General features: G+C 67.1%; 25 protein-coding genes and 2 riboswitches. Of the genes, 19 read left to right on the top strand and 6 right to left on the bottom strand.

Annotated elements, in window-relative coordinates:
* Nucleotides 1–4: 4 nt before the first annotated feature.
* The 4 genes from F7O44_RS24985 (at nt 5) to F7O44_RS24970 (ending at nt 6,026) form a co-directional block, all read left to right on the top strand.
* Nucleotides 5–1,555, top strand: coding sequence for a DUF3375 family protein (locus tag F7O44_RS24985; RefSeq protein WP_162453039.1), 1,551 nt, complete (start codon nt 5–7; stop codon nt 1,553–1,555).
* A complete protein-coding gene (locus F7O44_RS24980; protein ID WP_162453038.1) occupies nt 1,548–2,291 on the top strand; it encodes a DUF4194 domain-containing protein in 744 nt (247 codons plus the stop codon). Before F7O44_RS24985 ends, F7O44_RS24980 begins: the two co-directional genes overlap by 8 nt.
* Complete coding sequence (locus F7O44_RS24975; protein WP_162453037.1) at nt 2,284–5,655, top strand: ATP-binding protein; 3,372 nt, start codon at nt 2,284–2,286, stop codon at nt 5,653–5,655. The genes F7O44_RS24980 and F7O44_RS24975 overlap by 8 nt, the downstream gene beginning before the upstream one ends.
* 89 nt (nt 5,656–5,744) lie before the next feature.
* The gene (locus F7O44_RS24970) at nt 5,745–6,026 is read left to right on the top strand and encodes a hypothetical protein (protein WP_162453036.1); all 282 of its coding nucleotides are present in this window, start codon (nt 5,745–5,747) and stop codon (nt 6,024–6,026) included.
* A gap of 5 nt (nt 6,027–6,031) precedes the next feature.
* Here the strand turns inward: F7O44_RS24970 and F7O44_RS24965 are convergent, their stop codons facing one another.
* Nucleotides 6,032–6,541: a P-loop nucleotide/nucleoside kinase family protein gene (locus tag F7O44_RS24965; RefSeq protein ID WP_162453124.1), complete on the bottom strand. Its 510-nt coding sequence runs from the start codon at nt 6,539–6,541 to the stop codon at nt 6,032–6,034.
* Between the two features lie 160 nt (nt 6,542–6,701).
* Here F7O44_RS24965 and F7O44_RS24960 point away from each other — a divergent pair, with 160 nt between their 5' ends.
* Both F7O44_RS24960 and F7O44_RS32100 read left to right on the top strand, forming a co-directional pair.
* Nucleotides 6,702–7,211: an NUDIX domain-containing protein gene (locus tag F7O44_RS24960; protein WP_162453035.1), complete on the top strand. Its 510-nt coding sequence runs from the start codon at nt 6,702–6,704 to the stop codon at nt 7,209–7,211.
* Nucleotides 7,212–7,343: 132 nt separating this feature from the next.
* Nucleotides 7,344–7,820, top strand: a complete 477-nt coding sequence (locus F7O44_RS32100; protein WP_162453034.1) for a GNAT family N-acetyltransferase — start codon at nt 7,344–7,346, stop codon at nt 7,818–7,820.
* 87 nt (nt 7,821–7,907) lie between these two features.
* Here the strand turns inward: F7O44_RS32100 and F7O44_RS24950 are convergent, their stop codons facing one another.
* On the bottom strand, nt 7,908–8,819 hold the full coding sequence (locus F7O44_RS24950; protein ID WP_162453033.1) for a hypothetical protein: 912 nt from the start codon (nt 8,817–8,819) through the stop codon (nt 7,908–7,910).
* A gap of 269 nt (nt 8,820–9,088) precedes the next feature.
* Nucleotides 9,089–9,246, top strand: a riboswitch (cobalamin riboswitch).
* Between the two features lie 50 nt (nt 9,247–9,296).
* On the opposite strand from F7O44_RS24950, the gene cobN reads away from it, so the two are divergent.
* Nucleotides 9,297–13,151: a cobaltochelatase subunit CobN gene (cobN, locus tag F7O44_RS24945; protein WP_162453032.1), complete on the top strand. Its 3,855-nt coding sequence runs from the start codon at nt 9,297–9,299 to the stop codon at nt 13,149–13,151.
* Between the two features lie 62 nt (nt 13,152–13,213).
* On the opposite strand, the gene F7O44_RS24940 is transcribed toward cobN, so the two are convergent.
* Complete coding sequence (locus F7O44_RS24940) at nt 13,214–13,696, bottom strand: OsmC family protein (RefSeq protein ID WP_162453031.1); 483 nt, start codon at nt 13,694–13,696, stop codon at nt 13,214–13,216.
* Nucleotides 13,697–13,746: 50 nt separating this feature from the next.
* On the bottom strand, nt 13,747–14,694 hold the full coding sequence (locus F7O44_RS24935) for a serine/threonine dehydratase (protein WP_162453030.1): 948 nt from the start codon (nt 14,692–14,694) through the stop codon (nt 13,747–13,749).
* Between the two features lie 287 nt (nt 14,695–14,981).
* On the opposite strand from F7O44_RS24935, the gene F7O44_RS24930 reads away from it, so the two are divergent.
* Genes F7O44_RS24930 through F7O44_RS24920 form a run of 3 tightly spaced genes read left to right on the top strand, consistent with a single transcriptional unit; the run spans nt 14,982 to nt 16,228 of the window.
* Nucleotides 14,982–15,335, top strand: coding sequence for a hypothetical protein (locus F7O44_RS24930; RefSeq protein WP_162453029.1), 354 nt, complete (start codon nt 14,982–14,984; stop codon nt 15,333–15,335).
* A 31-nt stretch (nt 15,336–15,366) separates the two neighbouring features.
* Nucleotides 15,367–15,930: an alkaline phosphatase D family protein gene (locus F7O44_RS30675; RefSeq protein ID WP_246221461.1), complete on the top strand. Its 564-nt coding sequence runs from the start codon at nt 15,367–15,369 to the stop codon at nt 15,928–15,930.
* Nucleotides 15,857–16,228 (top strand): hypothetical protein, encoded by a 372-nt coding sequence (locus tag F7O44_RS24920; RefSeq protein WP_425501438.1) that lies wholly within the window; start codon nt 15,857–15,859, stop codon nt 16,226–16,228. Before F7O44_RS30675 ends, F7O44_RS24920 begins: the two co-directional genes overlap by 74 nt.
* Before the next feature lie 110 nt (nt 16,229–16,338).
* On the opposite strand, the gene F7O44_RS24915 is transcribed toward F7O44_RS24920, so the two are convergent.
* Entirely contained in the window at nt 16,339–16,872 is a 534-nt protein-coding gene (locus F7O44_RS24915; protein WP_162453026.1) for a COG4315 family predicted lipoprotein, read from the bottom strand.
* Nucleotides 16,873–17,165: 293 nt separating this feature from the next.
* Nucleotides 17,166–17,356: riboswitch (cobalamin riboswitch) on the top strand.
* A gap of 30 nt (nt 17,357–17,386) precedes the next feature.
* Here F7O44_RS24915 and cobG point away from each other — a divergent pair.
* From cobG to F7O44_RS24875, 9 genes are all read left to right on the top strand, one after another.
* On the top strand, nt 17,387–18,640 hold the full coding sequence (gene cobG, locus F7O44_RS24910; RefSeq protein ID WP_162453025.1) for a precorrin-3B synthase: 1,254 nt from the start codon (nt 17,387–17,389) through the stop codon (nt 18,638–18,640).
* A 1-nt stretch (nt 18,641) separates the two neighbouring features.
* Nucleotides 18,642–19,265, top strand: coding sequence for a precorrin-8X methylmutase (locus tag F7O44_RS24905; protein ID WP_162453024.1), 624 nt, complete (start codon nt 18,642–18,644; stop codon nt 19,263–19,265).
* Nucleotides 19,262–19,384: a hypothetical protein gene (locus tag F7O44_RS31365; RefSeq protein WP_281353676.1), complete on the top strand. Its 123-nt coding sequence runs from the start codon at nt 19,262–19,264 to the stop codon at nt 19,382–19,384. The genes F7O44_RS24905 and F7O44_RS31365 overlap by 4 nt, the downstream gene beginning before the upstream one ends.
* Nucleotides 19,377–20,990 (top strand): precorrin-2 C(20)-methyltransferase, encoded by a 1,614-nt coding sequence (locus F7O44_RS24900; protein WP_162453023.1) that lies wholly within the window; start codon nt 19,377–19,379, stop codon nt 20,988–20,990. The genes F7O44_RS31365 and F7O44_RS24900 overlap by 8 nt, the downstream gene beginning before the upstream one ends.
* A gap of 138 nt (nt 20,991–21,128) precedes the next feature.
* The gene (locus tag F7O44_RS24895; RefSeq protein ID WP_162453022.1) at nt 21,129–21,407 is read left to right on the top strand and encodes an antitoxin; all 279 of its coding nucleotides are present in this window, start codon (nt 21,129–21,131) and stop codon (nt 21,405–21,407) included.
* Nucleotides 21,404–21,817 (top strand): type II toxin-antitoxin system VapC family toxin, encoded by a 414-nt coding sequence (locus F7O44_RS24890; RefSeq protein WP_162453021.1) that lies wholly within the window; start codon nt 21,404–21,406, stop codon nt 21,815–21,817. Before F7O44_RS24895 ends, F7O44_RS24890 begins: the two co-directional genes overlap by 4 nt.
* A 169-nt stretch (nt 21,818–21,986) precedes the next feature.
* A complete protein-coding gene (locus tag F7O44_RS24885) occupies nt 21,987–23,528 on the top strand; it encodes a sodium:solute symporter family protein (protein ID WP_162453020.1) in 1,542 nt (513 codons plus the stop codon).
* 80 nt (nt 23,529–23,608) lie between these two features.
* Nucleotides 23,609–24,457, top strand: coding sequence for a helix-turn-helix transcriptional regulator (locus tag F7O44_RS24880; RefSeq protein ID WP_162453019.1), 849 nt, complete (start codon nt 23,609–23,611; stop codon nt 24,455–24,457).
* Between the two features lie 81 nt (nt 24,458–24,538).
* On the top strand, nt 24,539–25,300 hold the full coding sequence (locus F7O44_RS24875) for a glucose 1-dehydrogenase (protein WP_162453018.1): 762 nt from the start codon (nt 24,539–24,541) through the stop codon (nt 25,298–25,300).
* Between the two features lie 93 nt (nt 25,301–25,393).
* On the opposite strand, the gene bluB is transcribed toward F7O44_RS24875, so the two are convergent.
* Entirely contained in the window at nt 25,394–26,050 is a 657-nt protein-coding gene (gene bluB / locus F7O44_RS24870) for a 5,6-dimethylbenzimidazole synthase (protein ID WP_222851674.1), read from the bottom strand.
* Nucleotides 26,051–26,144: the final 94 nt, after the last annotated feature.

Genomic DNA, 26,144 nt, shown 5'->3' with positions numbered 1-26,144 from the left:
AAGCGTGAGGGGGAAGGAGCGAAGCGCCGAGCAACTATGGCTGGAGTTTCGCGCCAACGCCGCAGCTGACGTCACCATGTCGCTGCTCCGCTCCAACGACGCGCTGCTGCACCTCGCGCTGATGGCGGCGCACCTCGGCGACGGCCGGATCGTCGACGGAGAATCTCTCACCGCCAAGATCGACGCTGACCTGGCTGGTCCGATGCGCGGTTACCTGCCCGCGGACGACGAACCCGGCCTCACCCCCGCCCCGGATGCCGACACCCTGCTGACCCGGTGGACGAAGAAGGGCTGGGTCCGGCGCAGTATCGATCCTGACACCCGCACCGAGCGCTACCAGCTGACCTCCGGCGCGAGCCAGGCCGTCCGCCAGATGTCCAACCTGCAGCGGCACACCTCCCTCGCGACCGAATCCGCGCTCTCCATGGTCATGGCCGAGATCCGGCAGATCGCCATCGAGGCCAGCCCCGATCCCGCCGCCCGCCGGCAGGCGCTCGACGATCAGATCGCCATGCTCACCGCACAGCGCGAGGCACTCGACGACGACACCACCCAGGACGTGGACCAGCGTGATCTCGTCGACAAGGTCACCGCGCTCACCCAGCTGATCGAGCGGATCCCCGCCGACATCGCCCGCTACGGCGAGCAGATGCAAGCCAACACCACGGCGCTCATCCGCCAAAGTCTCGCCGACGATCCGGCTGCCTTCGCCGATTCGCTGGACCGGATGTTCGAAGGCCACGACGTCATCTCCGAGGCCGCTGAAGGGCAGGCGTTCCGCGCTTTCGCCACGCTCATCGCCACACCGTCGCAACGTGCCCAGCTCGAGACGGACATCGCCGAGATCGTCTCCCACGTCGAGGGCCTCAGACCCGACATCGCTGATTCGCTGACCGGTTTCATCGACGCGATGTGGGACCGGGTTCGCGAGGTCGAAGAAGCGCGCGCCGTGGCGTTCCGGCGGATGAACAACTTCGTGCGCGGAGGAGACGCTCTGCACTACCGCAGCATGCGGGTGCTGGTCAACGAGGCCCAGGCGGCGGCCGCAGAGGCGTTCCAACACACCCACGGCGGTCGCGACACCGGCTTCGCCATCCCGATGAGCAGCGCCGACACGTCGTCAGTGGGGCGCCTCCGGATGCACGAAGGCATCGGTGACCCACCCGACCCGCTCACCTCGCCCGCCGACGAGTTCCCGGTCGATCCAGCCACACTCACCGGGCAGGAGTCCATCGACTGGGCCTCCCTGCGCTCGGCGGTCAACACCACATTGAGCGCCGGCGCTGGTCCGGCCACCCTGTCCGAGGTGCTGGACCAGCTCGAACGCCCCCGCACCGGAGACGTCATCGGCTTGTGGTCGCTCGCCGCGCGCTGGGGTGAAGTGGATCCTCAGGTGCGGGTACGCGCCAGCGTCCACACCCGGCAGGGCCGGCGCGACATCTTCCTTCCCTCCGCCGTGTTCGCCGAGCCGGTGGCCGACCCCGCGGCGCCGATGACCCGCCACCGGATCCTGCGGAAACAAGCGTTCCTTCTGGAAGAGGCGATGGATGCCTGACGTTGACGACGACGGCCTGTTCGCTGAGGCCACTGCCGTCCCACCGGCGACACTCGATCCCACAGACGTGTTCGACGACTCCGCTCGTCCACCGGGCGCCCGGGTCGGCAGCACCACGCACGGGCCGCGCTTCGACGGAGACACGAGCCAGCTGCCGCCAGAGGTGTGCTGGACGTTGCAGGAGCTCGTCGCCGCTCCGCACGTGGGCGGGAAGGACAACCGGCACTGGGCGATCATCCTGCAGCACGAGGAGGTGCTGCGCAGCCGCCTGTGTGAGCTCGGCCTGATCCTCGAGATCAACCATGAGCACCGGTATGCCTTCACCCGTCAGGCCGACGACCCGAGCCCACACAGCCGCGCCGTGCTGCGCACCAAGACGCTCAGCCTCGCCGCCAGCACCCTTGCGTTGTACCTGTACCAGCAGTACCTGGCCGCGCCGGACAGCCCGGTCGTCGAATCCACCGACATGATCGACTACATGATGGCGTACAAGCGCGCCGACGACACCGACGAAGCGTCGTTCCACAAGAAGATCCTCGCCGCCATCAAGTCGCTCGACGACGCCGCCATCATCAAGCCGGTCAAAGGCACCGACCGCTATGTCATCCACGGGGCCATCACCTCGATCCTGACCGCGGATCGCGTGGAAGCCCTGACACAGAGGTACCGCGCTATCGCCCGTGGCGAGGCGATCCCGGAAGGCCTCGTCGCAGATGGGATCGACAACAATGACTGACGACATCGGCAAGCGCACCATCTTCCTCGGCCAGTTCCGGCTGGTGCGACTGCAGGTGATCAACTGGGGCACGTTCAACGGGTACAAGGACCTTCCCGTCGAAGAACGCGGTGTGTTGTTCACCGGCCCGTCCGGGTCAGGGAAATCGTCTCTGATGGACGCCCATTCGGCCGTGCTCCTACCGACCCATGACCAGCGTTTCAACGCATCGGCCGACCTGAACGTGCGAGGGGCGAAGCAGGGCACCCGCAGCGTCGCGGACTACGTGCGAGGTGCGTGGTCGGAGACCAACGACGAGCACAACCGGTCCAAAGTGCGCTACCTGCGCGGCGGCAAACCCACCTGGTCGGCGATCGCGGCCACCTACGCCGACGGGGTGGACGCCATCACCACCGCCGTCGTCGTCAAGTGGTTCACCGGTGCCGAAACCGACGGCGCATCGCTGAAAACGATGTACCAGCTGCACCACGGCCACCTCGACCTCACCGTGCTGGAGGAGTGGGCGCAGCGCAACTTCGATACCCGCTGGTTCAAGCAGACCCACCCTGCGCACTATCCGGACAGCCAGGCTGCCTACGTGCGAGAACTCGGCAAACGCATCGGCCTCGGCAACTCGAAGACCGCGTTGTCCCTTCTGGGCAAGGCGAAGGCGATGAAGAACGTCGGTGACCTGAACCTCTTCATCCGCGGCAACATGCTCGACGAACCAGGCACCTTCGACGCGGCACAGAAGATGCTGGATGCGTTCACCCCGCTGAACGAGGCATACGAAACGGCCCGCCGGGCGCACGCACAGGAGAAGGTACTGCGCGAGGTGCCCGAGAGCTGGACGGCCTACCGGGAGTCAGGGCAGACCCACAACCTCGCCGAGACTCTGCTGGGTGCCCCAATGGAGCACTACGTGCGCGGCGTCCATGTGCAGGCGATCCGAGAAGCACTGGATGCGCTCGACCACGAGATCAAGTCCCTCGACGCCGACCTCGGCGAGCAGGAGCGCCGCTATGAGGAAGCGAAGTCGGCCTACGTGTCCTTGGACGAGCAGCTGCGGCGCGAAGGTCAAGCCCTGGAGGAAGTGAAACTGCGCCTCGACGCCGCCAATCGCGAGGTGGAGGCGCGCGAGCGGACCCACCGCACGTACCGCACGCTGGTCGAGCGCATCGGTGAGCCGTGCCCCGAGGACGAGCAGACCTTCGTCGCGCTGCGGCAGAAGCTCCCCCGCATTCTGGAGCGGGCCCACCAGGACAAGGCAGAGATCGAGCCGCGGCGGCATGCCGTGTTCGCCGCCTCGGGCCAGGCCCGCAAGCAGCATGAGACCAAGGCCACCGAGCTTGCGACGCTACAGGCATCCCGTTCATTGATACCCCGCCGCGAAGCCGACCGCCGGGAGATGATCGCCGACGGCGCGGGCGTGGCCGTCACCGAACTGCCGTACGCGGCGGAACTCATCGACGTGGACGAAGCCGAGGAACAATGGCGTCCGGCGGCTGAGAAGGTGCTCCGGGCCTTCGGATTGCGGCTGCTGGTCCCTGCCGCGCATCAACGGGCGGTTCAGCAGTTCATCGACAACCACGACATGCGCGGCGTGGTCGAGTACAGCGTCGTACCCGCCGAGAGCACGGCGGCTGACCGGGCCGAGCCAGGCACGCTGGCCAGCAAGCTCACTGTCGACGAGACCCACACCGCCGGCCCGTGGCTGGCCGGCCAGCTGGCCGGCAGGTTCGACCACGTCTGCGTCCAGACCTCGGAAGAACTCGATCAGCACCGCACAGCGGTCACCCTGAACGGCACCGTGAAACTGCCCGGGAGCCACTACCGCAAGGACGATCGCCGGGCGCTCACCGATCCGGCGTCATACATCCTCGGTGGCGACATCCGAGCAAAAGTTGCGGCCCTGGAAGCCGAGGTCGCCCGCCTGGCCGAGGCCGAGAAGCAGGCTCGAGCGGAGGCCGACGAGCTGGACCAGCGCTACCGCCAGGTGGAGTCCACCATCGAGGCCGCCACGCAACTCGAAGGGTTCACGAGCTGGATGCAGCTCGACCACTGGTCGGCCACGGCTAGCGCACAGGGCTACGCCGAGCGCATCGAGCAGCTCAGAGCGGACAACGTCGACCTGCAGCGGCTCGAAGACGACCGCGGCGCAGCCGAGGCACGGTGGCAATCCGTTGCCGATGCCCGCTCAGACCTGCGGAACAAGCTCAGCGCCCTGCGCGCCCGGCAGACCAGCTGGCTCAACATGCTTGAGAACGAGACCGCCGAACCACACGGCACCAGCAACGACGCTCACCGCTCCTACCTCGACCAGGTGTTCGCCGATCTCGAGCTCGCGGTCACGCCCGACAACCTCGCCCAGGTCCGGGTCGCGTTCCGCAAAGAGCTCGAACGACGACGAGACGCGGCCGAAGCCGACCGCCGCTACGCACACGCGCGGCTGAAGTCAGCCATCGAGCGGTTCGTCGAGGAATGGCCCGATTCCGCGCCCGACGCCAGCGGAGACGTCGACCGCTCCGGCGCGGACTTCGCCGCTTTGCACGCCGATATCGTGCGCCGTCGCCTGCCCAATGCGATGGGCCGTTTCCAGCAAATGATCAGTGAAGACATGGTGCCGTCGATCAGCGTCTTGCAACGCGCGATCGAGAACGCGGCCAACGAGATCCAGAGCCGGATCGACATGGTCAACTCGGGGCTTTCCCGCGTCGAGTTCAATCCGGGAACCCACCTCCAAATCGCCTACCAGGCGACGCCACCCGCCGAGGTCAAGGAGTTCCGGGGCAACGTCGATGCCTTGCTGCGCGACGCGCCCGCCGCACGACGTGACCCGGAGAAGCTGCTGGGGCAATTCCGCCGGGTGCGTGCCTTGATGACACGCTTCACCGACGACGACGCCGAGTCCCGGCGGTGGCGGGATGCCGTGCTGGACGTCCGGACCAGCTACTTCTTCTACGGCATCGAAAAAGGTGCCGATCACGACATCGTGTCGACGTATCGGAACACCGCGTCGAGTTCCGGCGGCGAGCAGGAAAAGCTGGTGGCGTTCTGTCTGGCTGCGGCGCTGAGTTACAACCTCGCAGACCCGGACTCCGAGGGCCGGCCGCATTTCGCTCCGTTGATGCTGGACGAGGCGTTCAGCAAGTCCGACGAGGCGTTCTCCCAGCAGGCGCTGGCCGCGTTCGACGAGTTCGGATTCCAGATGATCATTGCCGCCCCGATCCGGATGTCCGGGATCCTCGAACCGTTCATCGGTCAGGTCGTGCTGGTCGACAAACGGGTAGCGGCCGATGGCGCCCGGTCCAACGCGACGTCGGCAACCTTCAGCGACTTGACTCCCCGCCAGGGCCGTACCGCCGCCAGCGTCCCGGCAGACTGACCGTTTGTTGTGAAAATGCCATCAAACACGCGCGTATCAGGGGGAAACTGGTAGGACTCCGGTCAGCGTCCGGAAGGAACGAGGTCGCTATGAACGACTCGGACCACACCAGCCGACCCCGCAACCTGCTGTTTGCCGTCGCGGCGGTCATACTCAGCCTGGCGATCGGCTTGCTCATCGGAGCCACTGCGGGCGGGACGGACACGTCGCTTCCCGAATCCTGTGAACAGGCCCTGCGCGCGGCGGAAAGCCTGGCCGAAGTCATCGAGTCCGAGTGGGCCACCGCATCGGCCGCGGTTGATGCGGCTCAAACCGCCTTGGCGGACTCGGACCTGACGGCGCTGACCTCCGACTGCCGCGCCGAGACCTGACGGGATCAGAGCAGGCCGACGACCTTCTGCGCCACGTCTACCGGCGCCATGTGTGTCGTGTCGACGACCGCGGCATCGTCTCGCAGCCAGGCCAACGCGTCTCGGTAAGGCGAAATATGCTCCAGCCGCCAGTCCCGCGCCCCGGATTCGACCTGGTCGGATTCGATGCGCCGCACCAGCTCGTCGTCGTCGACGTGCAGCAGCACATGCCGCACATCGATACCGTGCTCGCGTAATCCGGCGAATATCTCGTTTGCATATTCGCGCCGCAGCAACGTCATAGGCACCACCAGCGTCCCGCCATAATGCTGGAGGATCTGATGGGCTGTCTCGGTCACCAGCGCGCGCCACGCCGGCCAATCCTGGAAATCTCCGACCGGCTCGGTGATGAACCGCCGGAGCATGAAGCCGACACACTCCGGATCGAACGTCCTGGCATCAGGCATCACCTCGACGAGCTCCTCGGCTGCCGTGGTCTTTCCCGCGCCGAACGTTCCGTTCAGCCACACGATCATCGGTTTCACGCCGCACAGGCTATCTCCATCGGCCGCGGCAGCCGACGCCCCGGGCTCCCAAAGATGCCGGGATCCGACAACGATCCTGTTCGACGGCGGGCTTGTCCTGCACGTGAACCTACGGAAGCACCGCTGGGCGTAGCTCTGGTTGGATGACGATGTGGTGCAAGAACGCCCCGAGGACGAGCTACTCGACATCGTCGACAAGTCCGACCGCGTCGTCAGCCAGGCACGGCGGGCCGACGCCTACGCACACCGGCTGCGGCATCGGTCGACATTCGTCCTGGTACGCAACGCCGGCGGCGCGATCTTCGTGCACCGCCGGACCGCGTCCAAGCTGATCTTCCCGTCACGGTATGACATGTTCGTCGGCGGCGTTGTGCGTGCGGGAGAGACGTATGACGATGCGGCGCATCGCGAAGCCGAGGAGGAACTCGGGGTCTCGGGACTGCCCGCACCCACCCCGCTGCTCCGATTCCTGTATGAGGATGCGGACTTCACCTGGTGGGCCGCGGTCTACGAGGTGCGCTGCGACGCCCTGGTCAATCCGCAGGCCGAAGAGGTTGACTGGTACTCGTTCCTGACCGTCGGCGAAATCCAGGCAAAACTCGATGTCTGGCCGTGGACGCCGGACAGCCTGGAGGCGTTCGCGCGGCTACAGGCTGCCTGAAGCCATCCGGCGGCGGCCAGCGTTGACGGCGCTGCAGGACGTTATCTTGCGTCCTGCGGGGCGTGCGCTCCAGACCTCGCCGTGCAGGACTTACCGTGACGTCCTGCAGGTGGCGAATGAGAAAATCAGGTCGTGACAGTCACGCGGAAGTTTGCCGGGTACGAGTTCGACGATGACGCCTCGCGAGTCGACCGCGAGGTGGTCTGGAGTTTCCTCTCCGAACACGCGTATTGGGGGCGTTGGCGCAGTCGCGAGATCGTCGATGCACAGATCGATGGTGCGTGGCGCGTCGTAGGTGCGTACGAGCCGGCCGGGGACGGCGCGGAAGCCGGGGAAATGGTCGGCTTTGCGCGCGCGCTGTCCGACGGCGTGTCCATCGCCTACCTGGCCGACGTATTCGTCGACTTCGCCCACCGCGGCAGGGGCGTGGGGGCATCGCTGGTGGCGGCGATGATCGAGGACGGTGCCGGCGCCGACTTGCGATGGATGCTGCACACCGCCGACGGGCACGATCTCTACGCCAAGTTCGGCTTCACCGCACCCGAGCACAACAGGTACATGGAGCGCGCGGAGCGTCGACCGGAGCCGACTTCGCGTCTGTCCGATTGACTCGCGTTGCAGAACGTCAGGTTGCGTCCTGCAGAGGGTGCACCCCAGGCCTCCTCCTGCAGGACGTTGAGTCGCGTCCCGCGGGGTTCAGGCGGCAGCGGCACGCCGGCAGCGAGCCAGCAGTCGCGCAACCTGATTCATGAACGCGTCTGGCTCCAGCCGAAGCCCAATCACCGGGATGCGCAGCACCCCGTCACCATGGACGAAGAGATGGTTCTGCCGTAGCGCATCGCTGATCGCCATGCCCGGATCCAGGTGCTGTGCTCCCTCTATCTCCACGACAATCCCCCATTGATCCCAGTAGACGTCCAGGTAGATCCGCCCATTCGGGCCACGCCGGACTACCTGACGGGTCGGTTCGGGCAAGCCGCGGGCACGGCACATGCGGGCGAAGTCCAGCTCGCCCATGGACTGGACGCCATTCACGAGATCAGCCAGGACCGTACGGAGGAAGGCACGGCGGCGGTGCCGTTTGACCGACGAGAACGCTTCACTCAACGCTTCTGCACCAAAGATCCGCTGCTGGATCGGCATCAGCCACAACAAAGCAGCCTGGCGGTTCGTCACCGCCCAGAGTGCCGCTCGCACGGCAGCGATCTCCGGGCGGACACGCGGCAGGCCGTGGCCGAGCACATCGTCCGGCTTCCTGCGCCGCGTCTCGTAGACCCGCACGCCCGGCAGCTTGCGGTACCGGCTGCCACGAGATACCGACACCTGCAGGACCGGTGCCTCGAATCCGCGCAGCCCGGCTGCTTGCAGGGCGCTCACTCCATCTAGCGCCGCATCGGCGCCAACCTCCCAGACGGCACGCCACCACAATGCGGACTGATCAAGGGTTCCGGTGTGCACGGCGATGGTCTGCCGGCCGTGTGAGCGCCACCTGCCAGCCCGCAGCTGGGCCTTGACCTGCCACCGCGTCAGGCCAAGCGAGTAGAGCTGGCGTCGGGAGATGACACCGCTCTGGTCGGCGGCGAGCCGTTCAACGTCTGGATAGCGCATGGGTGTGACCCTTCCCGCAGGCCCAAGCCCGTTCAAGATGCGGCGACCCATCTGTGGACAACCCGCGCCCAACGTCCTGCGCCCCAGCTCCCCCGCGGTGTGGCGTCCTGCAGACCGAGTGCCCTGGGCATCAGCCGGCAGGACGCAAGAAGCACTCGTCCCGCGACTCCCGCGCAACGTCCTGCGCCCCGAGCGCCCCAGGCCTCAACCTGCAGGACGCACCGCGACGTCCGGCAGATAGGATCGGCACCGACCATCCGACGTCACGGCAGGAACACCGGTGAGGGCGCTCGCGCCTGAATCCGGGGCGGTCCCGCCACTGTGACCGGGGAGTCGGCTCTCACCATGAGGCCACTGGGTGCTCCGTCCAAGACAGGGCGCCTGGGAAGGCCGAAGAACCGGCGCCGATCCGGGAGCCAGGACACTGCCCGACGTCGCCACCGATCCGGGTGCGGGAAACGCCCGAGAGAGGACGCTATGAGCCAGCCCCGCCTTCTGCTGCTGTCCACCGCCGACACAGATCTGCTGACCGCGATCCGCGCGGACGATCGCTGGATGGTCGCCAACCCAGCGCGTACACCTGCCGGGCAGGTCTCCACGCTGCTCGAGGACGTCGATGTCGCCGTGGTCCGGCTTCTGGGCGGACGCGAGGCCTGGCCCGAAGGACTCGACGCGGTCCGGGCCTCCGGCATCCCCACCGTCGTCGTCAGCGGCGAATCCAGCCCCGACGCCCAGTTGCACGCGTTGTCCACCGTGCCGTCCGGCGTCGCGACGGAGACCCAGCGCTACCTCGTGGCGGGCGGGCCGGTCAACCTCGCGCAGCTGGCGGCGTTCCTGTGCGACACCATCCTGCTCAACGGTGAAGGCTTCGAGCCGCCCGCCGAGCAGCCGCGCTTCGGCATTCACGTGCCACCCGGCGCACAGGCCGCTGACCTGGACAGTGAACCCGTCCAGCCGGGCAAGCCAGTGATCGGCGTGGTGTTCTACCGCTCACACGAACTCTCCGGGAACACCGCCTTCATCGACGCGCTGTGCGAACAGATCGAAGCCGTCGGCGGCATCCCGCTACCGATCTTCACCGACACCCTGCGCGGCGCCGACCGCGAAGAGTACGCGGGTCTTCGCGAACAGCTCGGCCGCGCCGACGTCGTCATCACCACGGTGCTGGCAAGCGGGGGGCTCGTCGCCGGCAAGGCCGCGGCGGGTGAGGACGACGACGCCTGGAGCACGGCCATCTTCACCGAGCTCGGCGTCACGGTGCTGCAGGGCCTCACCCTGACCAGCACCCGGGAAGCCTGGAGCGAAAGCGACGGCGCCATGAACCCGATGGATGCGGCCACTCAGGTCGCGCTCCCGGAGTTCGACGGCCGGATCATCGGCGTCCCGTTCTCTTTCAAGGAGGTCGGCGCGGACGGCGTCCCGCACTACGTCGCCGATCCCGAACGCGCCCGGCGCCTGGCCGGCATCGCGGTGCGCACCGCCCGGCTCCGGCACACCCCCAATGCACAGAAGCGGATCGCGCTGGTGCTGTCCAGCTATCCAACCAAACACGCCCGCGTCGGAAACGCCGTTGGGCTCGACACACCGGCCAGCGCCGTCGAAGTGCTACGCAGCCTGCGCGCGGCCGGCTACGACATCGGAGATCTGGACCTCGACGCGCTCGGGCGCGGCGCGGGTGAGGACGGCGCGGACCTTCCGCCAGGCGACGCACTGGTCCATCAGCTGATCGCGGCGGGCGGGCACGACGTCGAGTGGCTGACCGAAGAGCAGCTGGCCAGCGCGGCCGCCAGCATCCCCGCCTCGCAGTACCGACAGTGGTTCGCGACCCTCCCGGAGGCACTGCGCGAGGACATCGTGGCGGCCTGGGGGGAGGCGCCCGGCGAGCTCTACGTCGACACCAGCGGCGACGAGCCGTCCATCGCGCTGGCGGGCCTGATCTTCGGCAACGTCGTTCTGATGATCCAGCCGCCACGCGGCTTCGGCGAGAACCCGGTGGCGATCTACCACGACCCCAACCTCGCGCCTTCCCACCACTACGTCGCCGCGTACCGGTGGCTACAGGAATCGGTGACCGACGGCGGGTTCGGCGCGCACGCGGTTGTCCACCTCGGCAAACACGGCACACTGGAGTGGCTGCCCGGCAAGGGGCTCGGCCTGTCCGACGATTCCGCGCCGGACGCCGTCCTGGGCGATCTGCCGCTGATCTACCCGTTCATCGTCAACGATCCCGGCGAGGGCACCCAGGCCAAGCGGCGAGCCCATGCCGTCCTGATCGACCACATGATCCCGCCGATGGCCCGCGCCGACACCTACGGCGACCTGGCGAAGCTGGAGCAGCTCCTGGATGAGTATGCGACGGTTGCCGAGCTGGACCCGGCGAAGGCGCCCACCGTCCGGAACCAGATCTGGGAGCTGGTCACCCAGGCCGAATTGCACCGGGACCTCCACACCGAACACATGCCCGGCGAGGACGACTTCGACGATTTCGTTCTGCACATCGACGGGTACCTATGCGAGATCAAGGACGTGCAGATCCGCGACGGCTTGCACGTGCTCGGCCGCGCGCCGGAAGGCGACGAACTGGTCAACGACGTGCTCGCGGTGTTGCGGGCGCGACAGGTGTTCGGCGGCGAGACGGCGCATCGTGGGCTGCGTGGCGCCATCGCCGACTGGGCCGGGCTGGACGAGCAGGTGCTCCTGGCCGAACCGGGCGCTGCCGTGGAGCAGAGCGTCGGTGTCCGGTCCCTGTTCGGCATCGCCAGCGTCCTGCAGAGCGAGCGCCAGGACCCTCACTCTGCAGGACACAACAATGACGACGCCCCCACCGCGCCCGCGCTGGCGTCGCGGACCGGGTCGGACGTCGTCGACCTGCTCGAAACCACCGCTCGGGCGCTGGTCGAGGAGCTGGCCCGCCGCGACTGGCAACCACAGGAAGCCAAGAGTGTCGTCGCCGATGTACTCGGCGCCGACGTGGACAATGTTGCCGAGGTGCTGCGCTTCGGCGCCGAGCAGTTGGTCCCACGGCTGGCCCGCACCACGGACGAGATCACCAACACCATCGGGGCGCTGGACAACCGCTACGTCCCGCCGGGCCCCTCCGGTTCACCGACGCGCGGCCTGGTCAATGTGTTGCCCACCGGTCGCAACATGTACTCCGTCGACCCCAAGGCGATCCCGTCGCGCAACGCGTGGGACGTCGGCGTCGCGCTCGGCGACTCGCTGCTGCGCCGGCACAAAGCCGATACCGGGGCTGTGCCCACGTCGGTGGGGCTCACCATCTGGGGCACGGCCGCGATGCGCACCCAGGGCGACGACCTCGCAGAAGTGCTCTGGCTGATCGGCGTGCGCCCGGTGTGGGACGAGGCGTCGCGCCGAGTGACCGGGTTCGAGGTCATCCCGGCCGACGAACTGCTGCTCGACGGCGAGCCGCGGCCGCGCGTGGATGTCACGATCCGGATCTCCGGCTTCTTCCGGGACGCGTTCCCGCACGTCGTCGGGTTGATCGACGACGCGATCCGGACCGTGGCCGAACTGGATGAGGAACCCGACGCGAACCACCTGCGGACGCACGTCGCCGAAGACGTCGCGGCTGGAACCGATCCACGCCGGGCCACCGCACGCATCTTCGGCTCCAAGCCGGGAGCCTACGGCGCCGGTCTGCTGCCGCTGGTGGACGCGCGGAACTGGCGCACCAACGCTGACCTCGCCGAGGTGTACGCCGTCTGGGGCGGCTACGCCTACGGCCGCGGACTGGACGGCGTGGAGGCCCGGCAGGACATGGAGAAGGCGTACTCGCGCATCCAGGTCGCGGTGAAGAACCAGGACACCCGCGAGCACGACATCGTCGACTCGGACGACTACTACCAGTACCACGGCGGCATGGTCGCCATGGTCCGGCATCTCACCGGCGACGCGCCGGCGGCCTACGTCGGCGACTCCGCGGTCACCGAACACGTGCGCACCAGGTCGCTGTCCGAGGAGACCGCCCGCGTCTTCCGGGCCCGGGTAGTGAACCCGAAATGGATCGCCGCCATGCAGCGGCATGGCTACAAGGGCGCCTTCGAGATGGCGGCGACGGTTGACTACCTCTTCGGATACGACGCCACGGCCGGCGTCGTCGAAGACTGGATGTACGAGACCCTGACCAAGGAGTACATCAACAACCCCGAGGTCGCCGACTTCTTCCGGCAGTCCAACCCGTGGGCGCGCAAGGGTATGGCCGAACGGCTGCTCGAAGCCGCCCAGCGTGGCCTGTGGGCCGAGCCGTCGCCCGACGCACTCGAGGCCCTCCAGCAGGCTGTACTCGAAACCGAGGGCGACCTGGAGGAGTAACCCGCGCCCTCCCGGTGATCATTGGCGCTTTCCCCCGCTTTCAGGTGGTCAGAAGCCAATGATCATGGGGCGGGACGGGTGGAGGGTTCGTGCTTGACCGGGAAGTTCACCGAGCGGGCGATGAAACACTTCTCGGCGGCCTTCTCGTGCGCGCCGGCGACCTTCTCGATCATTGATCCGTCGGCCACGGTCACCGACGGCCTCAGGATCACCTCGGTGAACTGGCCGGAGCCGCCCCCTTTCTTGTCCATTTCCAGGGTGCCGACCGGCGAGTCGACATACTCCGTCACGACGACGCCGGCTACCGCGGCCAGGTGCAGGAACCACAACATGTGGCACTGCGAAAGCGAAGCCACCAGCAGCTCTTCCGGGTTCCACCGTTCCGGGTCGCCCCGGAACGCAGGGTCCGCCGAACCGGAGATCGTCGTCGCGTTTCCTTCGGCGCGCACGTCGTGCTCTCGCCCGTACGCGCGGTAGTCCGACGTCCCGATTCCTCGGTTGCCGGTCCATTCGACGACGAGTTCGTATTGGTGGCTTGCCGACATTGGTGTTCCTCCAGCTTCTCGAATGCCCTATCGGCGGTGGCCGACGGGCGTCAGACCAGATCCGACGGGTCAGTGTTGGCGCCGGAGAGCACGACGACGATCCGCTCGCCCTCTGTGGGCTGATAAGCGCCGCTGAACAACGCGGCCGCCGCCGTCGCCGGACCGTGCTCGACGACGATACGGTAGTCGGTCCAGAGGCGGCGCCGCGCCTCGACGATGTGGGCGTCGTCCACGAGCACCGAACCCACCCCGGTTCGCACCGCGACGTCGTACGCGATGCCGCCGAGCCGCGACGCGCCGAGCGAGTCGGCGGCAACGCCGGAGACGCCGACGTCCACCGGACCTCCGGAGGCGAGTGCGGTGTTCAGTGTGGGAGCGGTGGAAGGCTCGACACCAACGACGCGGGCCTGGCCTTCGAGTGCCGCGGCGATGCCGGCCAGCAGACCGCCCCCTCCCACGGCGACCAGGACGGTGTCGGCAGCGCCGCCGGTCTGCTCGGCAATCTCGAGGCCGATAGTGCCCTGACCGGCGCAGATTTCGGGCTGGTCGTAGGCATGGCAGAACAGCGCATCCGTTTCTTCGGCGCGCTGGATAGCGGTCTCGTACGCGTCGGCGTACTTAGTGCCCACCTGCCGTACATCCGCACCCAGTGCTCGCAGCTTCTTCACCTTCACCGGCGGCGCGGTCTCCGGCACGTAGACCTGCGCCGTCACGCCGTGCTCGGCGGCGGCATAAGCCACGGCCAAACCCGCATTGCCTCCAGAAGCCGCGATGACACCGGTCCCGCCGACGACGAGCTGTCCTTCTTCGATAGCCGTCCGGATCCGGTTGAACGCGCCCCGGACCTTGAACGACCCGGTGTGCTGCAGCTGCTCTAGCTTGAACCACACACGCGCGGCGGGCGCGACATGCGCCGGGTCGATCTCGAACACCGGCGTGGTGCGGATGTGGCCACGGAGCCGGGCGCGAGCGGCTTTCACATCGGATACATCGATCACTCACCCATACTGCCCCAGCGTCCCTCGCCGGCCCGAGCCGACCTGCCACCCACCGACTCCCATATTTCTGCGCGTCCGTCCGCCGAGGCCGGGAGAATTCGTGTACGCGGGAGCCAACAAAGAGTTATCAACGAACAGTTATCCGCGCATTAGCGATCGCGCATTGACCGGTTCTTCTCAGCCATTTAGCGTCGCGCTCAAGGGCGGAAAGCGGCAGCGCGAGGGTCACTTCGGGCACCGCGAGGACCCACCGTTTGCAAGTTTGACCTGGGTTGATGCTGCTTTTCGTGGGTACACGGTTGAACGAGGAGGCCGCATTGAATCACCGCAAGACCGTGACCCGACGAGTCTTTCTGAGTAGTACTGGTGCCGCGGCGGGCGCGGTATTTGTTGGCAAGCAGGTGGCCGGCTCGACCGTTTCGCCGGCCCTGCAGAATTCTTCGGCCGGAGAATTTCCCGCCCCCGGTTCCACGTCTACCGCGATCGTCCTCGATCACCCGCCGCAGGCGAAGCTGGCGACCACCGAGACCGTACTCGCCGACCCGATCGATTCGAGTCAGTCGACCTTCGAGGTGATCACCCCTGGTGGCGCGCCGTGGACCACCCACCCCACGGAGTTCACCACCATCACCGATGCCTGAAGTACGCCAACGAATCCCGGAGGAGCAGCCGATGTCGGTGATCAATACGTGGGTGGGGGCGGTAACACCAGCCACGGCATGGGTGCGCAGCAAGGTGGCGGCGTCGAGTGTCCGGCTGGCGGTAGCGGACAACCCCGGCCTCGCCGGGCCCGAGTTCTACGGTCCGGTCTCGCCCACTCCCCAGCAGGTCGCCTCGATCGAAGCAACCGGTCTTGCTCCGAACACGCAGTACTGGTTCGCGCTCGAGACGGACGGTTCCATCGACACCAGCGTGACCGGCCGCTTCCACACACATCCGGCTGTGGGCGAGCCGGCGTCGTACATGTTCGCCGCGGCCAGCTGCGCAGGAAATCTCGACGCCAGCCGCGTCTCGAACCACGAGGTATTCGACACCATCCGACAGCTCGATCCGCTGTTCTTCGCCCATCTCGGTGATCTCCACTACCCCATCCAAGACCATGCTCGGCAGCGCACAGAAGGCCTGGATGGAGGAAGAGCTGGCCACATCCGAGGCGGAGTTCATGATCTGGCTCAACCCGTCGCAGTGGATGGGCATCTCGAACGACTCGTGGTCCAGGTTCACTCACGAACGTGACGAGCTGGTCCAGATGTTCGGCGACCTCGGCTGGCTGGACCGGATGTGCATCATCTCCGGCGACCGGCACGAACTCAACATCGACACCGGTGGCGGCAACGAATGCGGCGGCTTCCCGGTGTTCCAGTTCGCTTCGCTGGACTCGCGCTGGACCGACAAGCCGCACACCGGGTACGACACCGGCCCCGGCACCCCGGGCAACAACCGCTACGGGACCATGCGGATCCGGGACGAGGGCGGCGTGCAGGCCATCACGGGCACCGGCTACGCAACTTCGACGCATACTGGCTCGCTCTGAACCTCGCCGTCCGCTGAAGCCGATTCCCTGCAGGACGCTACGTTGCGTCCTGCAGGGCGAGCGCTATTGGGCTCAAGTCGCAGGACGCTAGGTTACGTCCGGCACAGGAGTCAGTAGACAGAGCCGCCGTCGTCGTCATCGTCGTCCGCGTCTTCCGCGTCGTCGGCCGGGGTGCCTTCCACCGCGTTGCCGTCCGCGTCGAGCACGAACCAGACGTCGTTCAGCCCTTGACCATCTAGATCGCCAGGAGCGGCATCGCCCGCGTAGTAGTACAGCGGCCAGTCGCCGTAGGTGGCCTGGACGGTGCCGTCGTCGTGCTCGGTGCTGCCGAGCAGATCCGCGTTCACACCGGACCCGGCCTCCGGCTCACCTTCCATCGGCGGCCACACCTCGAGGCAGTCCTCGTCGCAGTTGCTCACCCCCGGCTCGTCGACGGTGAACAGGTACAAAGTCATCCCGTCGCCGTCAACGAGAATCTCTCCCAGCGAGGACTCGGTCACAGCGACGACATCGCCGTTGCCTTCAGCCGCGACGTCATCGTTGGCCTCGGTGTCCGCCGCATCGTCGTCGGTGCCGCAGGCGCTCAGCGACAACAACGCCGCCACGCCCGCCAGCGCAAAGGAACGCCGCAAGTGGCTGTTCATGGTTCCTCCATGGGTCGCCCGGGCCGGCCGCAGCGTGACGTCCGCCCGGGAATCGTTCGGACAGACGTTGTACGGGCCGAACCCTGCCGAGGGATTGCCCACACCATGGAGAGGATCACCCCGCCCGGCTCTCGGGGGCGCATCACCGCCAACCGGCACGCCCTGATCCACACCTGGCTAAAGTGGTTGACGAAGATGCCAACACTTGGCATTTGCGTCATTCAGTTCGTATAGGTGTGCCTGCCCCACCCCGGCGCCACGCCCACTCCGGCGGTAGGTAACCGGGCGTACCGTACAGTGGTGCCTGCCGTGGTGTACGGGAATCCGGTACTAAACCGGAGCGGCCCTCGCCACTGTGATCGGGGAAGTCCCCGGCCGTACCCTCAGCGGAGGGAGCCACTGGGCAGCACGTTTGCCTGGGAAGGCAGGCCGGACGGCGCCAGACCCCGTTAGCCAGGAGACCGGCCACGGCACAGGAAAGACCACTCCACGAGGTGATGGAAGGCGGTCGGTGATGACCCGGACGGTGCGCAACCGCGCGGACGCCTGTCCTGGGACTCTCGCCACCCATGCTGCCGCGGACGGCCCGCTGGCCCGGATCCGGGTTCCCGGTGGCCGGCTGACCACTCCCCAGGTACGTGCGCTCGGCCAGTGCGCCGCCGAGCTGGGAGACGGTCGTCTCCACCTGACATCACGCGCCAACATCCAGCTTCGTGGCCTGTCCGACCCGGATGAACTCGCCCGGCGCCTCGCCGACGTCGGGCTGCTGCCGTCGTCGTCGCATGAACGAGTCCGCAACATCCTGGCATCGCCGCTGAGTGGCATCAGCGGCGGTTTCGTGGATGTCCGGTTGATGGTGAACACCCTCGACGAGGCGATCCGTGCCGAGCCGAGACTCGCGGAGTTGCCCGGCCGTTTCCAGTTCGGGCTCGACGACGGCCGTGGCGACCTGCCCGGAGATGCGCTCGACGTCGGCTGGCGCGCACTCGACGATCAGGCCGGCGCGTTGTTGCTCGCGGGTTCCGATACCGGGTTGCGGGTGCCTCCGCACCGCGCTGTGCCGGCGATGGTGACCGCCGCGCTCACGTTCCTCGACCAACGGGCCGACGCCGGCAGTGGCGCGTGGCACGTCCGCGAACTCGGCGGCACCACCCATCTTGCCGCTGCCGTGACCGAGACGCTCGCCGACGACGTCGGATGGATCGATCCGAAACGCTTCGGCTCGTCCGAACCAGCTCCGGTGGGCGTGCATCCCCACGACACCGGTCATGCCCGCGCGATCGTCGCCGGCGTGAGTCTCGGCACATTGGATGCCGCACAGGTCGAACTGCTGGCCGAGATCGCGCCGCACATCGTCGTCTTCACGCCGTGGCGGTCAGCGGTCCTGCCAGGGCTGTCCGCGACGCTCGCGGACAAAGCTGCCGAAGAACTGACAGCGGCCGGTTTCCTGCTCGATCCCACCGATGCGTCGCTCGGGGTCACGGCCTGCATCGGAAGTCCTGGGTGCGCCGCGTCGGCCGCGGATGTGCGGGCTGACGTCCGGCGGTTCCTACCGGTGCTTCCGCCCGGTAGCGCGGTGCACGTCTCCGGATGTGAACGGCGATGCGGGCGGCCACGATCCGACCATGTCGATGCCGTGGCCACCGGTAGCGGCTACACCGTGGACGGCGACCCGGTTCCGCTCGACGCGCTGGCCTCCACTGTCGCCAAAGCGGCGTGGACCACTCCGGAGCCTCCGGGGCCGGGCACCAGGGCAAGAAGGGAATAACATGCACGACTACATCCGCGACGGCGCGGAGATCTATCGCCGGTCCTTCGCGACTATTCGCGCCGAGGCCCGCCTGACAGATCTCCCGCCAGAGATGTCAACGGTCGCGGTGCGCATGATTCACGCCTGCGGCATGGTCGATCTCGTCGACGATCTGGCCTTCACCGACGACGTCGTCTCCGCCGGCCGGGCCGCGTTGCGCGACGGCGCTCCGATCCTCACCGACGCCAAAATGATCGCCAGCGGGGTGACCCGTTCCCGGTTGCCAGCCGGCAACGAAGTGATCTGCACGCTCGACGACCCGCAGGTGCCGAGCCTGGCGGCTGAGCTGGGCACCACCCGCAGCGCCGCGGCTCTGGACCTGTGGCGAGATCGGCTGCCCGGCTCCGTCGTCGCGATCGGCAACGCCCCCACCGCGCTGTTCCGGCTCTTCGAGTTGCTGGATGAGGGCGTCGGCGCCCCGGCTGCCATCATCGGTGTACCGGTCGGTTTCGTCGGCGCGGTCGAGTCCAAGGAAGAACTGGCCAAGCGTGCCCCGGCGCCCTACTTGACCGTGCACGGGAGGCGGGGTGGCAGCGCGATCGCCACCGCCGCCGTCAATGCCATCGCCCAGGAGGCGGAATGACCGACCCAGCCGAACCTAAGACCCTGTTCCTAAACCCCGGCTGGATGAGCGAGCGGGTCATCCGCGCGCGATCCGGCAAGGCCGAGGAAGGAATCGCACTGGGGTTGTGCGATGACTGACGAGAACGCCGCCGGTCGGGATGCGGGGGCCGGCGAGCCCAGCCGGGGTTTAGGAACGGGGTCTAAGCCCGGAACGCTCTGGGGCATCGGCCTCGGTCCAGGCGATCCTGAACTGGTGACCGTCAAGGCTGCCCGGCTCATCGGTGCGGCCGACGTCGTCGCCTATCACAGCGCCCGGCACGGCCGCAGCATCGCGCGCTCGATCGCCGAACCGTATCTGCGTGCCGACCAGATCGAGGAAGCGCTGGTCTATCCGGTCACCACCGAGGGCACCCAGCATCCTGGCGGCTACGACGGCGCGATGGCGGAGTTCTATGAGCACGCCGCGAAGCGGCTCGCCGAACACCTCGACGCGGGGCGCGACGTCGCCGTGCTGTGTGCCGGCGATCCGTTCTTCTATGGCTCTTACATGCACATGCATGAGCGGCTCTGCCACCGGTACGAGGCGCACGCGGTACCCGGTGTCACGTCAATGACGGCGGCCGCTGCCGAGCTCGGGCGTCCGCTCGTCCAGCACGAGGAAGCACTCACCGTCCTGCCCGGCACCATGCCCGCCCCCCAGCTCGCGATGCGCCTAGCAGAGACGGACGCGGCCGCGATCCTCAAGCTCGGCCGCACCTTCCCGTCCGTGCGGGACGCTCTGGAAGAGGCCGGCCGGCTGGACGAGGCGTACTACATCGAGCGGGCCACCTGGGGCGAGCAGCGTGTTCAGCCGCTGGCCGAGGTCGATCCGGACAGCGTCCCCTATTTCTCCCTTGCCGTGGTGCCGAGCCCCGCGTACACGTCACGGACGTCAGGCGCGCGGACGGTGTCCGATGATGACGCGCGCACCGGTACCACCCATAGCAGTGGGCCACACGGCGGCGAGGTCGTGGTTGTCGGACTCGGGCCGGCCGGCCCGGATTGGCTGACACCCGAGGCCAGCGTGGAACTCGCCGCCGCGGATCATGTTGTCGGCTATGGTCCATACGTTTCCCGGGTCCCGGTCCGGCCTGGTCAGCAGCGGCACAGCTCAGGCAACCGGGTGGAGGCTGACCGAGCCGTCCAGGCGCTGGAGCTGGCGTCGGCTGGCGGCCGGGTCGCCGTGGTGTCGTCCGGCGACCCGGGCGTCTTCGCGATGGCTTCGGCGGTGCTGGAACAAGCGGAGGACTCACGCTGGGCCGATGTCGCGGTCCGGGTGGTGCCCGGCCTCACCGCCGCCCAGGCCGCGGCGTCCCGGGTCGGTGCCCCGCTCGGCCATGACTACTGCGTACTCTCGCTGTCCGACCGGCTCAAGCCGTGGGAGATCATCGAACGACGCCTCGACGCGGCCGGAGCGGCCGACCTCGCACTAGCGCTCTACAACCCGGCGTCGCGCAGCCGCCGCGACCACCTCGAACAGGTCCGGGCTGTGCTGCTGCGTCACCGTACACCCGAGACGCCCCTGGTCATCGCTCGCGACGTCGGCGGGCCGGATGAGTCGATCACGGTGACCACTCTGGCCGGATTCGAGGCCGACGATGTCGACATGCGGTGTCTGCTGCTCATCGGTTCTTCGCAGACCCGGATCAGCACCCGGCCGGACGGCTCGGCCACGGTGTGGACCCCACGAACCTACGCGACGTAGCCCAACTGGCCGGATCACCCTCCTCACTCGATCATCGCATCCCGCCTTCAGCCGACGAGCCGGATGAGCAGCAGCACCGGTCAACTCCCGGCACTTGGTATACACTCTTGGTATCTATCACGAGGGGAGCGGTGACTCATGGCTCGCCAGACGCCCGCTGGCTCGAACTCCGCCGTCGCCAAGGTTTTTATGCATGGCCGCAGCCAGGCGGTACGGCTGCCAAAGGCATTTCGCTTCGACACCACCGAAGTACGTGTGCGCCGGGTGGGTCGTGGGGTTCTCCTGGAGCCGATGGTCACCGATGTCGACCAATGGTTCGCGGCTATGGATCGGCACCTGGACACCGAGTTCATGGCGCGCGGCCGCGAACAGCCCGCGCCACCCGCGGATCCACCGTCGTGGGATCTGCCGGAATGACCATACTGATCGATACGAACGCGGCCATCGCGCTGATTCGTGGTGAGCCCGCCTCGGTCCGGCAGCACTTCCAAGCAGCCGTCAAGGCCGGCGAAGAGATCTTCCTCTCGTCGGTCAGCCTTTTCGAACTCTGGTACGGCGTATCGAACAGCCGCCGCGTCCATACCAATACCGAACGACTCCTCGATTTCCTGAGCGGCCCGATCCACATCGCGGAGTTCGGCGAACTCGAAGCCGCGCGAGCTGGACACATCCGGGCAGAGCTCAGCGCTCAAGGGACGCCGATTGGGCCCTACGATCTGCTCATCGCGGCCCATGCTGTCAGAAACAAATACACGCTCGTTACCGCCAACGGTCGCGAGTTCGATCGCGTCGGCCACCTGACCATGGTCGACTGGAGCGCGCCCTGACGCTGTTGCACTAGGACACGCGTCGCTCTCATTCATAGCCAGACGAACTGGCCGGCCGCACCACCACGGGGCCAGAACAACCGGTTGCAGGTATTGACATGCAAGCGGTTGCAGGCCAAGCTCTCTTGCCAACGAGGACAAGCGCCTTCCCATGATGTGGAGGAACTCGATGAGCGCGCTCGACTGGTTGGTGGTCGGCGGATATTTCGTCGTCATGGTGGCGATCGGCCTGTGGGCGAAGTCCCGCAACCGGACGTCGGAGGACTTCTTCACCGCTGGCGGCAAAATGCCGTGGTGGCTCTCCGGCATCTCGCACCACATGTCCGGTTACAGCGCCGCGGTCTTCGTCGGTTATGCCGCCATCGCCTATGACGAAGGGCTGGTGCTGTATGTGTGGTGGGCGCTCGGGATCACCTTCGCGATGACGGTCGGCATGTTCATCTTCGCGCCACGGTGGCCACGGCTGCGCCAGCAGCTCGGCATCATCTCACCACTGGAATACCTGCGGGTGCGCTACGGGGTTGCGACCCAGCAACTCCTCGCCTGGAGCGGCACCGCGCTCAAGGTCTTCGACGTCGGCGCAAAGTGGGTTGCTACCGCCGTGCTGCTCGAGGTCTTCGCCGGCGTGCCCCTCCCGATCGGCATCCTTCTCACCGGCGGCGTCACCCTCGTCTACTCGACGATCGGTGGACTTTGGGCCGACGCCCTCACCGACCTGGGGCAATTCCTCATCCAGTTCGTCGCCGGCATCGTCATGTTCGTCACTGTGCTCGCAACCCTCAATGGCGTCGAATCCATTTGGACGATGTGGGACGACCTTCCCGCGGGCAACTCCTCGCTATTCTCCGGCCAGTACACCCTTCTGTTCGTCATGGTGTATTTCCTCATCTACACCGTCTCGTACAACGGCGGCACATGGAATCTGGCTCAGCGGTTCGTCGCCGCGCCCAACGGCAGCGCCGCCCGCCGTGCGGCAGGGCTTTCCGCCCTGCTGTACATGGTGTGGCCGCTGGTCATGTTCTTCCCCATGTGGGCTGCCCCGCTGATCCTTCCGAACCTCGAGAACACCGAGCAGTCCTACGCGCTGCTCACCCAGGAGCTGCTCCCAGCCGGCCTGGTCGGGCTGGTGCTCGCTGGGCTCTTCGCGCACACGATGGCGATGAGCGGCTCGGACGCCAACGCCGTATCCGCCGTAGTCACCCGCGACATTCTGCCGACGGTCTGGCGGCGGATGCGAGGCATAGACGTGAGGACCGAGTTGACGGTAGGACGCATCACCGTCTTCACATTCATCTCCGTCAGCCTGGTGATCGCCTTGACCGCGGAGAACTTCGGCGGCGTCATCGGCCTGATCATCCTCTGGTTCGGCGGGCTGGTGGGCCCGATCGCCATTCCGATGCTCCTGGGCCTGCTTCCCACCTTCAAGCGGTGTGGTCCGGTCGCCGCGATCAGCTCCTGGGCTGCCGGCCTGGTGGTCTTCGTCCTCACCCGGTACATCTTCGACGGTCAGATCGAGCGGTTGGCACCGGACCAGATGACGGCGGCGCAAGTGGGCGGACCCGTCGTCGTGTCGATCATCGTCTACGTCCTGATTGGCGTGCTCAAGCCGTGGCACGATGCCGACTCCGATGCGCTGGTCGACGCCCTGTCGACCGATATGAGCGAGACAGGTCCTGATGACGAAGTTCCCACCGTCCCAGCCCGCTCGTAACCAAGCCGTCCGGCCGACCTCTCTGGCGGGACTCGGCAAGACGACCGATTGATGCCGACGCGTCGTTGTTACCGTGAACTATGACCAGCGAAGCCTCTGCCGTGACGCGGCGCGAGCAGCTCAGTGACTTTCTGCGCAATCGCCGGGCACGGCTGACCCCCGGCGACGTCGGAATGGCGGCAGTGGGCAGGCGGCGGACACCAGGCCTGCGGCGCGAAGAGGTCGCGGTGCTCGCCGGCGTGGGCGTGTCCTGGTACACCTGGCTCGAGCAGGGCCGCGACATCACCGTGTCGGCCGACGTGCTCGACGCCATCAGCAGAGTACTGCGCCTGAGCGAACCAGAGCGTGCACACCTGTACCTGCTCGCCGGTCACAACCGTCCGCAGGCAGCCGGATCACGTGAGGCAGCTGTGAGCCAGCAGCTGCGGAATCTGCTCGACGCGTGGACGCCGCGGCCCGCGGTGCTGCGGGACCGGTATTGGAACCTGCTCGCGGTCAATGATGCCGCGCGGACAGTGTTCGGTTTCGGCGACACGGACCACAACTGCTTGATCGCGTTCTTCACGAATGCCCGCTATCGCGGCATGCATGTCCAGTGGACGACCGTCGCGCCGGCCGTCGTCGCGGCCTTCCGGGCCGACGCGGCGCACGCACCCGACGATCCCGAACTCACCCGGGTCATCGAGGATCTCAGCGCCATCAGCCCCGAGTTCACCGAGCTCTGGGCCCGCCATGACGTCGGTGTTCCTGCCCAGGCCGTGAAAGCCGTGCACCATCCCGAAGCCGGCGACCTCCTCTTCGACACCACCACCCTCACGGTGGCCGATCACCCGGACTGGCACCTGGTGCTGTACAACCCGCAACCCGGCACCGGTACTGGGGATCGGCTCGACCGCCTGGTGCGGGCCCGGTTCGCCACTCCGGCCTGATCATCCGCCGAGCGTGGTGGTATAACCACCAGGATAAACACGCACTGTTTGTGTCCCGCACCCGCTGACACGCTGGGCGCTATGACACCACGTGACTACAGATTCGACGACAAGATCGCGCTCATCACCGGCGGCACGAGCGGCATGGGTCTCGCGACCGCGCGACGGCTCCTGGCGGAGGGCGCACAGGTGGTCATCACCGGCCGAGACAAAACTCGCCTCGACGCCGCGGTCGAGGAGCTGGACTCCGGGGACCACGTCCTCGCGATACGCGGCGACGTAGTGAGCCTCGCCGATCTCGATTCGCTGACGGAGACGATCCGGCGTCGATTCGGGCGGCTGGACGTGGTCTTCGCCAATGCCGGCGTCGCTTCCTTCCAGCCCAACGGCGCCGTCACCGAGGCTGAGTTCGACCGCGTCGTAGACATCAACTTCAAGGGTGCGTTCTTCACCATCCAGAAGACACTGCCGCTCCTATCCCCACACGCCGCGATTGTGATCAACGCCTCGTGGACCCTGCACCGAGGGCTACCCGGGGCTTCCCTTTACGCGGCAACCAAAGCAGCGGTGCACAATCTCGCGCATACCCTCGCGGCCGAGCTCGGCCCCAAGGGCATACGCGTCAACTCCGTGAGCCCCGGCTACATCGAGACCCCGATGTTCCACGACGCGATCCCGCCCGAAGAACATGCGTCCGTGATCGCCCAGGTGGCCGCCGGCCGGTTCGGCACCTCCGACGACGTGGCCGACGCCGTGGCGTTCCTCGCCTCCGACGAAGCGTCGTATATCAACGGACAGGACCTGATCATCGATGGCGGCCTGGTCGCCGCCATCCCTGGGTAGGCGCCGTCAGGAACCAAACCCGACTTCAATACCGCCAGGGCGCGAAACGGCCACTCGACGGCCGATAACACCACCGCGCGGTATTGAAGTGGGTCAGGGCGTCGTTCCGTAACGCTCCCGGTGAACCGCCTCGGCGAGTGGGCGCCGCTTGCGCCAGCCGTGTCGTTCGAGGTCGGGGACAGTGGCGAGTTCGGTCACCGGCCCCACGCAGAGCCAGGCCACCGGGCGGATGCCTTCCGGCAGACCGATCAGCGAGGCGAGGAACGGCTCGCGGTAGAAACTGACCCATCCCACACCCAGGTCTTCAGCGGTTGCCGCCAGCCACAGATTCTGAATGGCGAGGCACACCGAGTACAGCCCGGCGTCGGCGATGGCATGCCGGCCCAGCACTGCAGGGGAGCCGCGGCCTGGATCGTAGGTGACCACGACGCCCAGGCTGGACTCCATGATGCCCTCGATCTTGATCTTGCTGAATGCGCCGCCCTGTTCCGAGTTCAACGTCTCCGCGAACACCTCGCGTTCGGTCAACACATGCTCGCGGAACGTCTTGCGGGTGGTCTCGTCTTCGACGAGCACGAAATCCCACGGCTGGCTGAGCCCGACGCTGGGGGCGGAGTGCGCCGCACCGAGAACACGTTCCAGCACGTCGGCTGGGATGGGTTCGCCGTTGAACTCGCCCCGCACGTCGCGTCGGCGCTGGATCACGGTGTAGAACGCTTCCAGGTCCGGCTCGATCCCGGGTGTTGTCACGTGTCGTCTCCTCGTTCATCTATTTCTGTCGGTACCAGCGTTGATCATTTGTGGCCATACCCCCGTTGATCATGGGCGGCTGCCGTGTTTTCGA

It is taken from the genome of Phytoactinopolyspora mesophila (assembly GCF_010122465.1).
Classification (GTDB): domain Bacteria; phylum Actinomycetota; class Actinomycetes; order Jiangellales; family Jiangellaceae; genus Phytoactinopolyspora; species Phytoactinopolyspora mesophila.
The sequence above is the reverse complement of the archived record's forward strand: the minus strand, read 5'-3'. Positions and strand labels throughout refer to the sequence as shown.

Coding starts and splice junctions, on each gene's coding strand:
- F7O44_RS24980 (WP_162453038.1), top strand. CDS start 1,548: ATGCCTGACGTTGACGACGACGGCCTGTTCGCTGAGGCCACTGCCGTC.
- F7O44_RS24975 (WP_162453037.1), top strand. CDS start 2,284: ATGACTGACGACATCGGCAAGCGCACCATCTTCCTCGGCCAGTTCCGG.
- F7O44_RS24970 (WP_162453036.1), top strand. CDS start 5,745: ATGAACGACTCGGACCACACCAGCCGACCCCGCAACCTGCTGTTTGCC.
- F7O44_RS24965 (WP_162453124.1), bottom strand. CDS start 6,541: ATGATCGTGTGGCTGAACGGAACGTTCGGCGCGGGAAAGACCACGGCA.
- F7O44_RS24950 (WP_162453033.1), bottom strand. CDS start 8,819: ATGCGCTATCCAGACGTTGAACGGCTCGCCGCCGACCAGAGCGGTGTC.
- cobN (WP_162453032.1), top strand. CDS start 9,297: ATGAGCCAGCCCCGCCTTCTGCTGCTGTCCACCGCCGACACAGATCTG.
- F7O44_RS24940 (WP_162453031.1), bottom strand. CDS start 13,696: ATGTCGGCAAGCCACCAATACGAACTCGTCGTCGAATGGACCGGCAAC.
- F7O44_RS30675 (WP_246221461.1), top strand. CDS start 15,367: ATGTCGGTGATCAATACGTGGGTGGGGGCGGTAACACCAGCCACGGCA.
- F7O44_RS24920 (WP_425501438.1), top strand. CDS start 15,857: ATGATCTGGCTCAACCCGTCGCAGTGGATGGGCATCTCGAACGACTCG.
- F7O44_RS24915 (WP_162453026.1), bottom strand. CDS start 16,872: ATGAACAGCCACTTGCGGCGTTCCTTTGCGCTGGCGGGCGTGGCGGCG.
- cobG (WP_162453025.1), top strand. CDS start 17,387: ATGACCCGGACGGTGCGCAACCGCGCGGACGCCTGTCCTGGGACTCTC.
- F7O44_RS24905 (WP_162453024.1), top strand. CDS start 18,642: ATGCACGACTACATCCGCGACGGCGCGGAGATCTATCGCCGGTCCTTC.
- F7O44_RS31365 (WP_281353676.1), top strand. CDS start 19,262: ATGACCGACCCAGCCGAACCTAAGACCCTGTTCCTAAACCCCGGCTGG.
- F7O44_RS24900 (WP_162453023.1), top strand. CDS start 19,377: ATGACTGACGAGAACGCCGCCGGTCGGGATGCGGGGGCCGGCGAGCCC.
- F7O44_RS24895 (WP_162453022.1), top strand. CDS start 21,129: ATGGCTCGCCAGACGCCCGCTGGCTCGAACTCCGCCGTCGCCAAGGTT.
- F7O44_RS24890 (WP_162453021.1), top strand. CDS start 21,404: ATGACCATACTGATCGATACGAACGCGGCCATCGCGCTGATTCGTGGT.
- F7O44_RS24885 (WP_162453020.1), top strand. CDS start 21,987: ATGAGCGCGCTCGACTGGTTGGTGGTCGGCGGATATTTCGTCGTCATG.
- F7O44_RS24880 (WP_162453019.1), top strand. CDS start 23,609: ATGACCAGCGAAGCCTCTGCCGTGACGCGGCGCGAGCAGCTCAGTGAC.
- F7O44_RS24875 (WP_162453018.1), top strand. CDS start 24,539: ATGACACCACGTGACTACAGATTCGACGACAAGATCGCGCTCATCACC.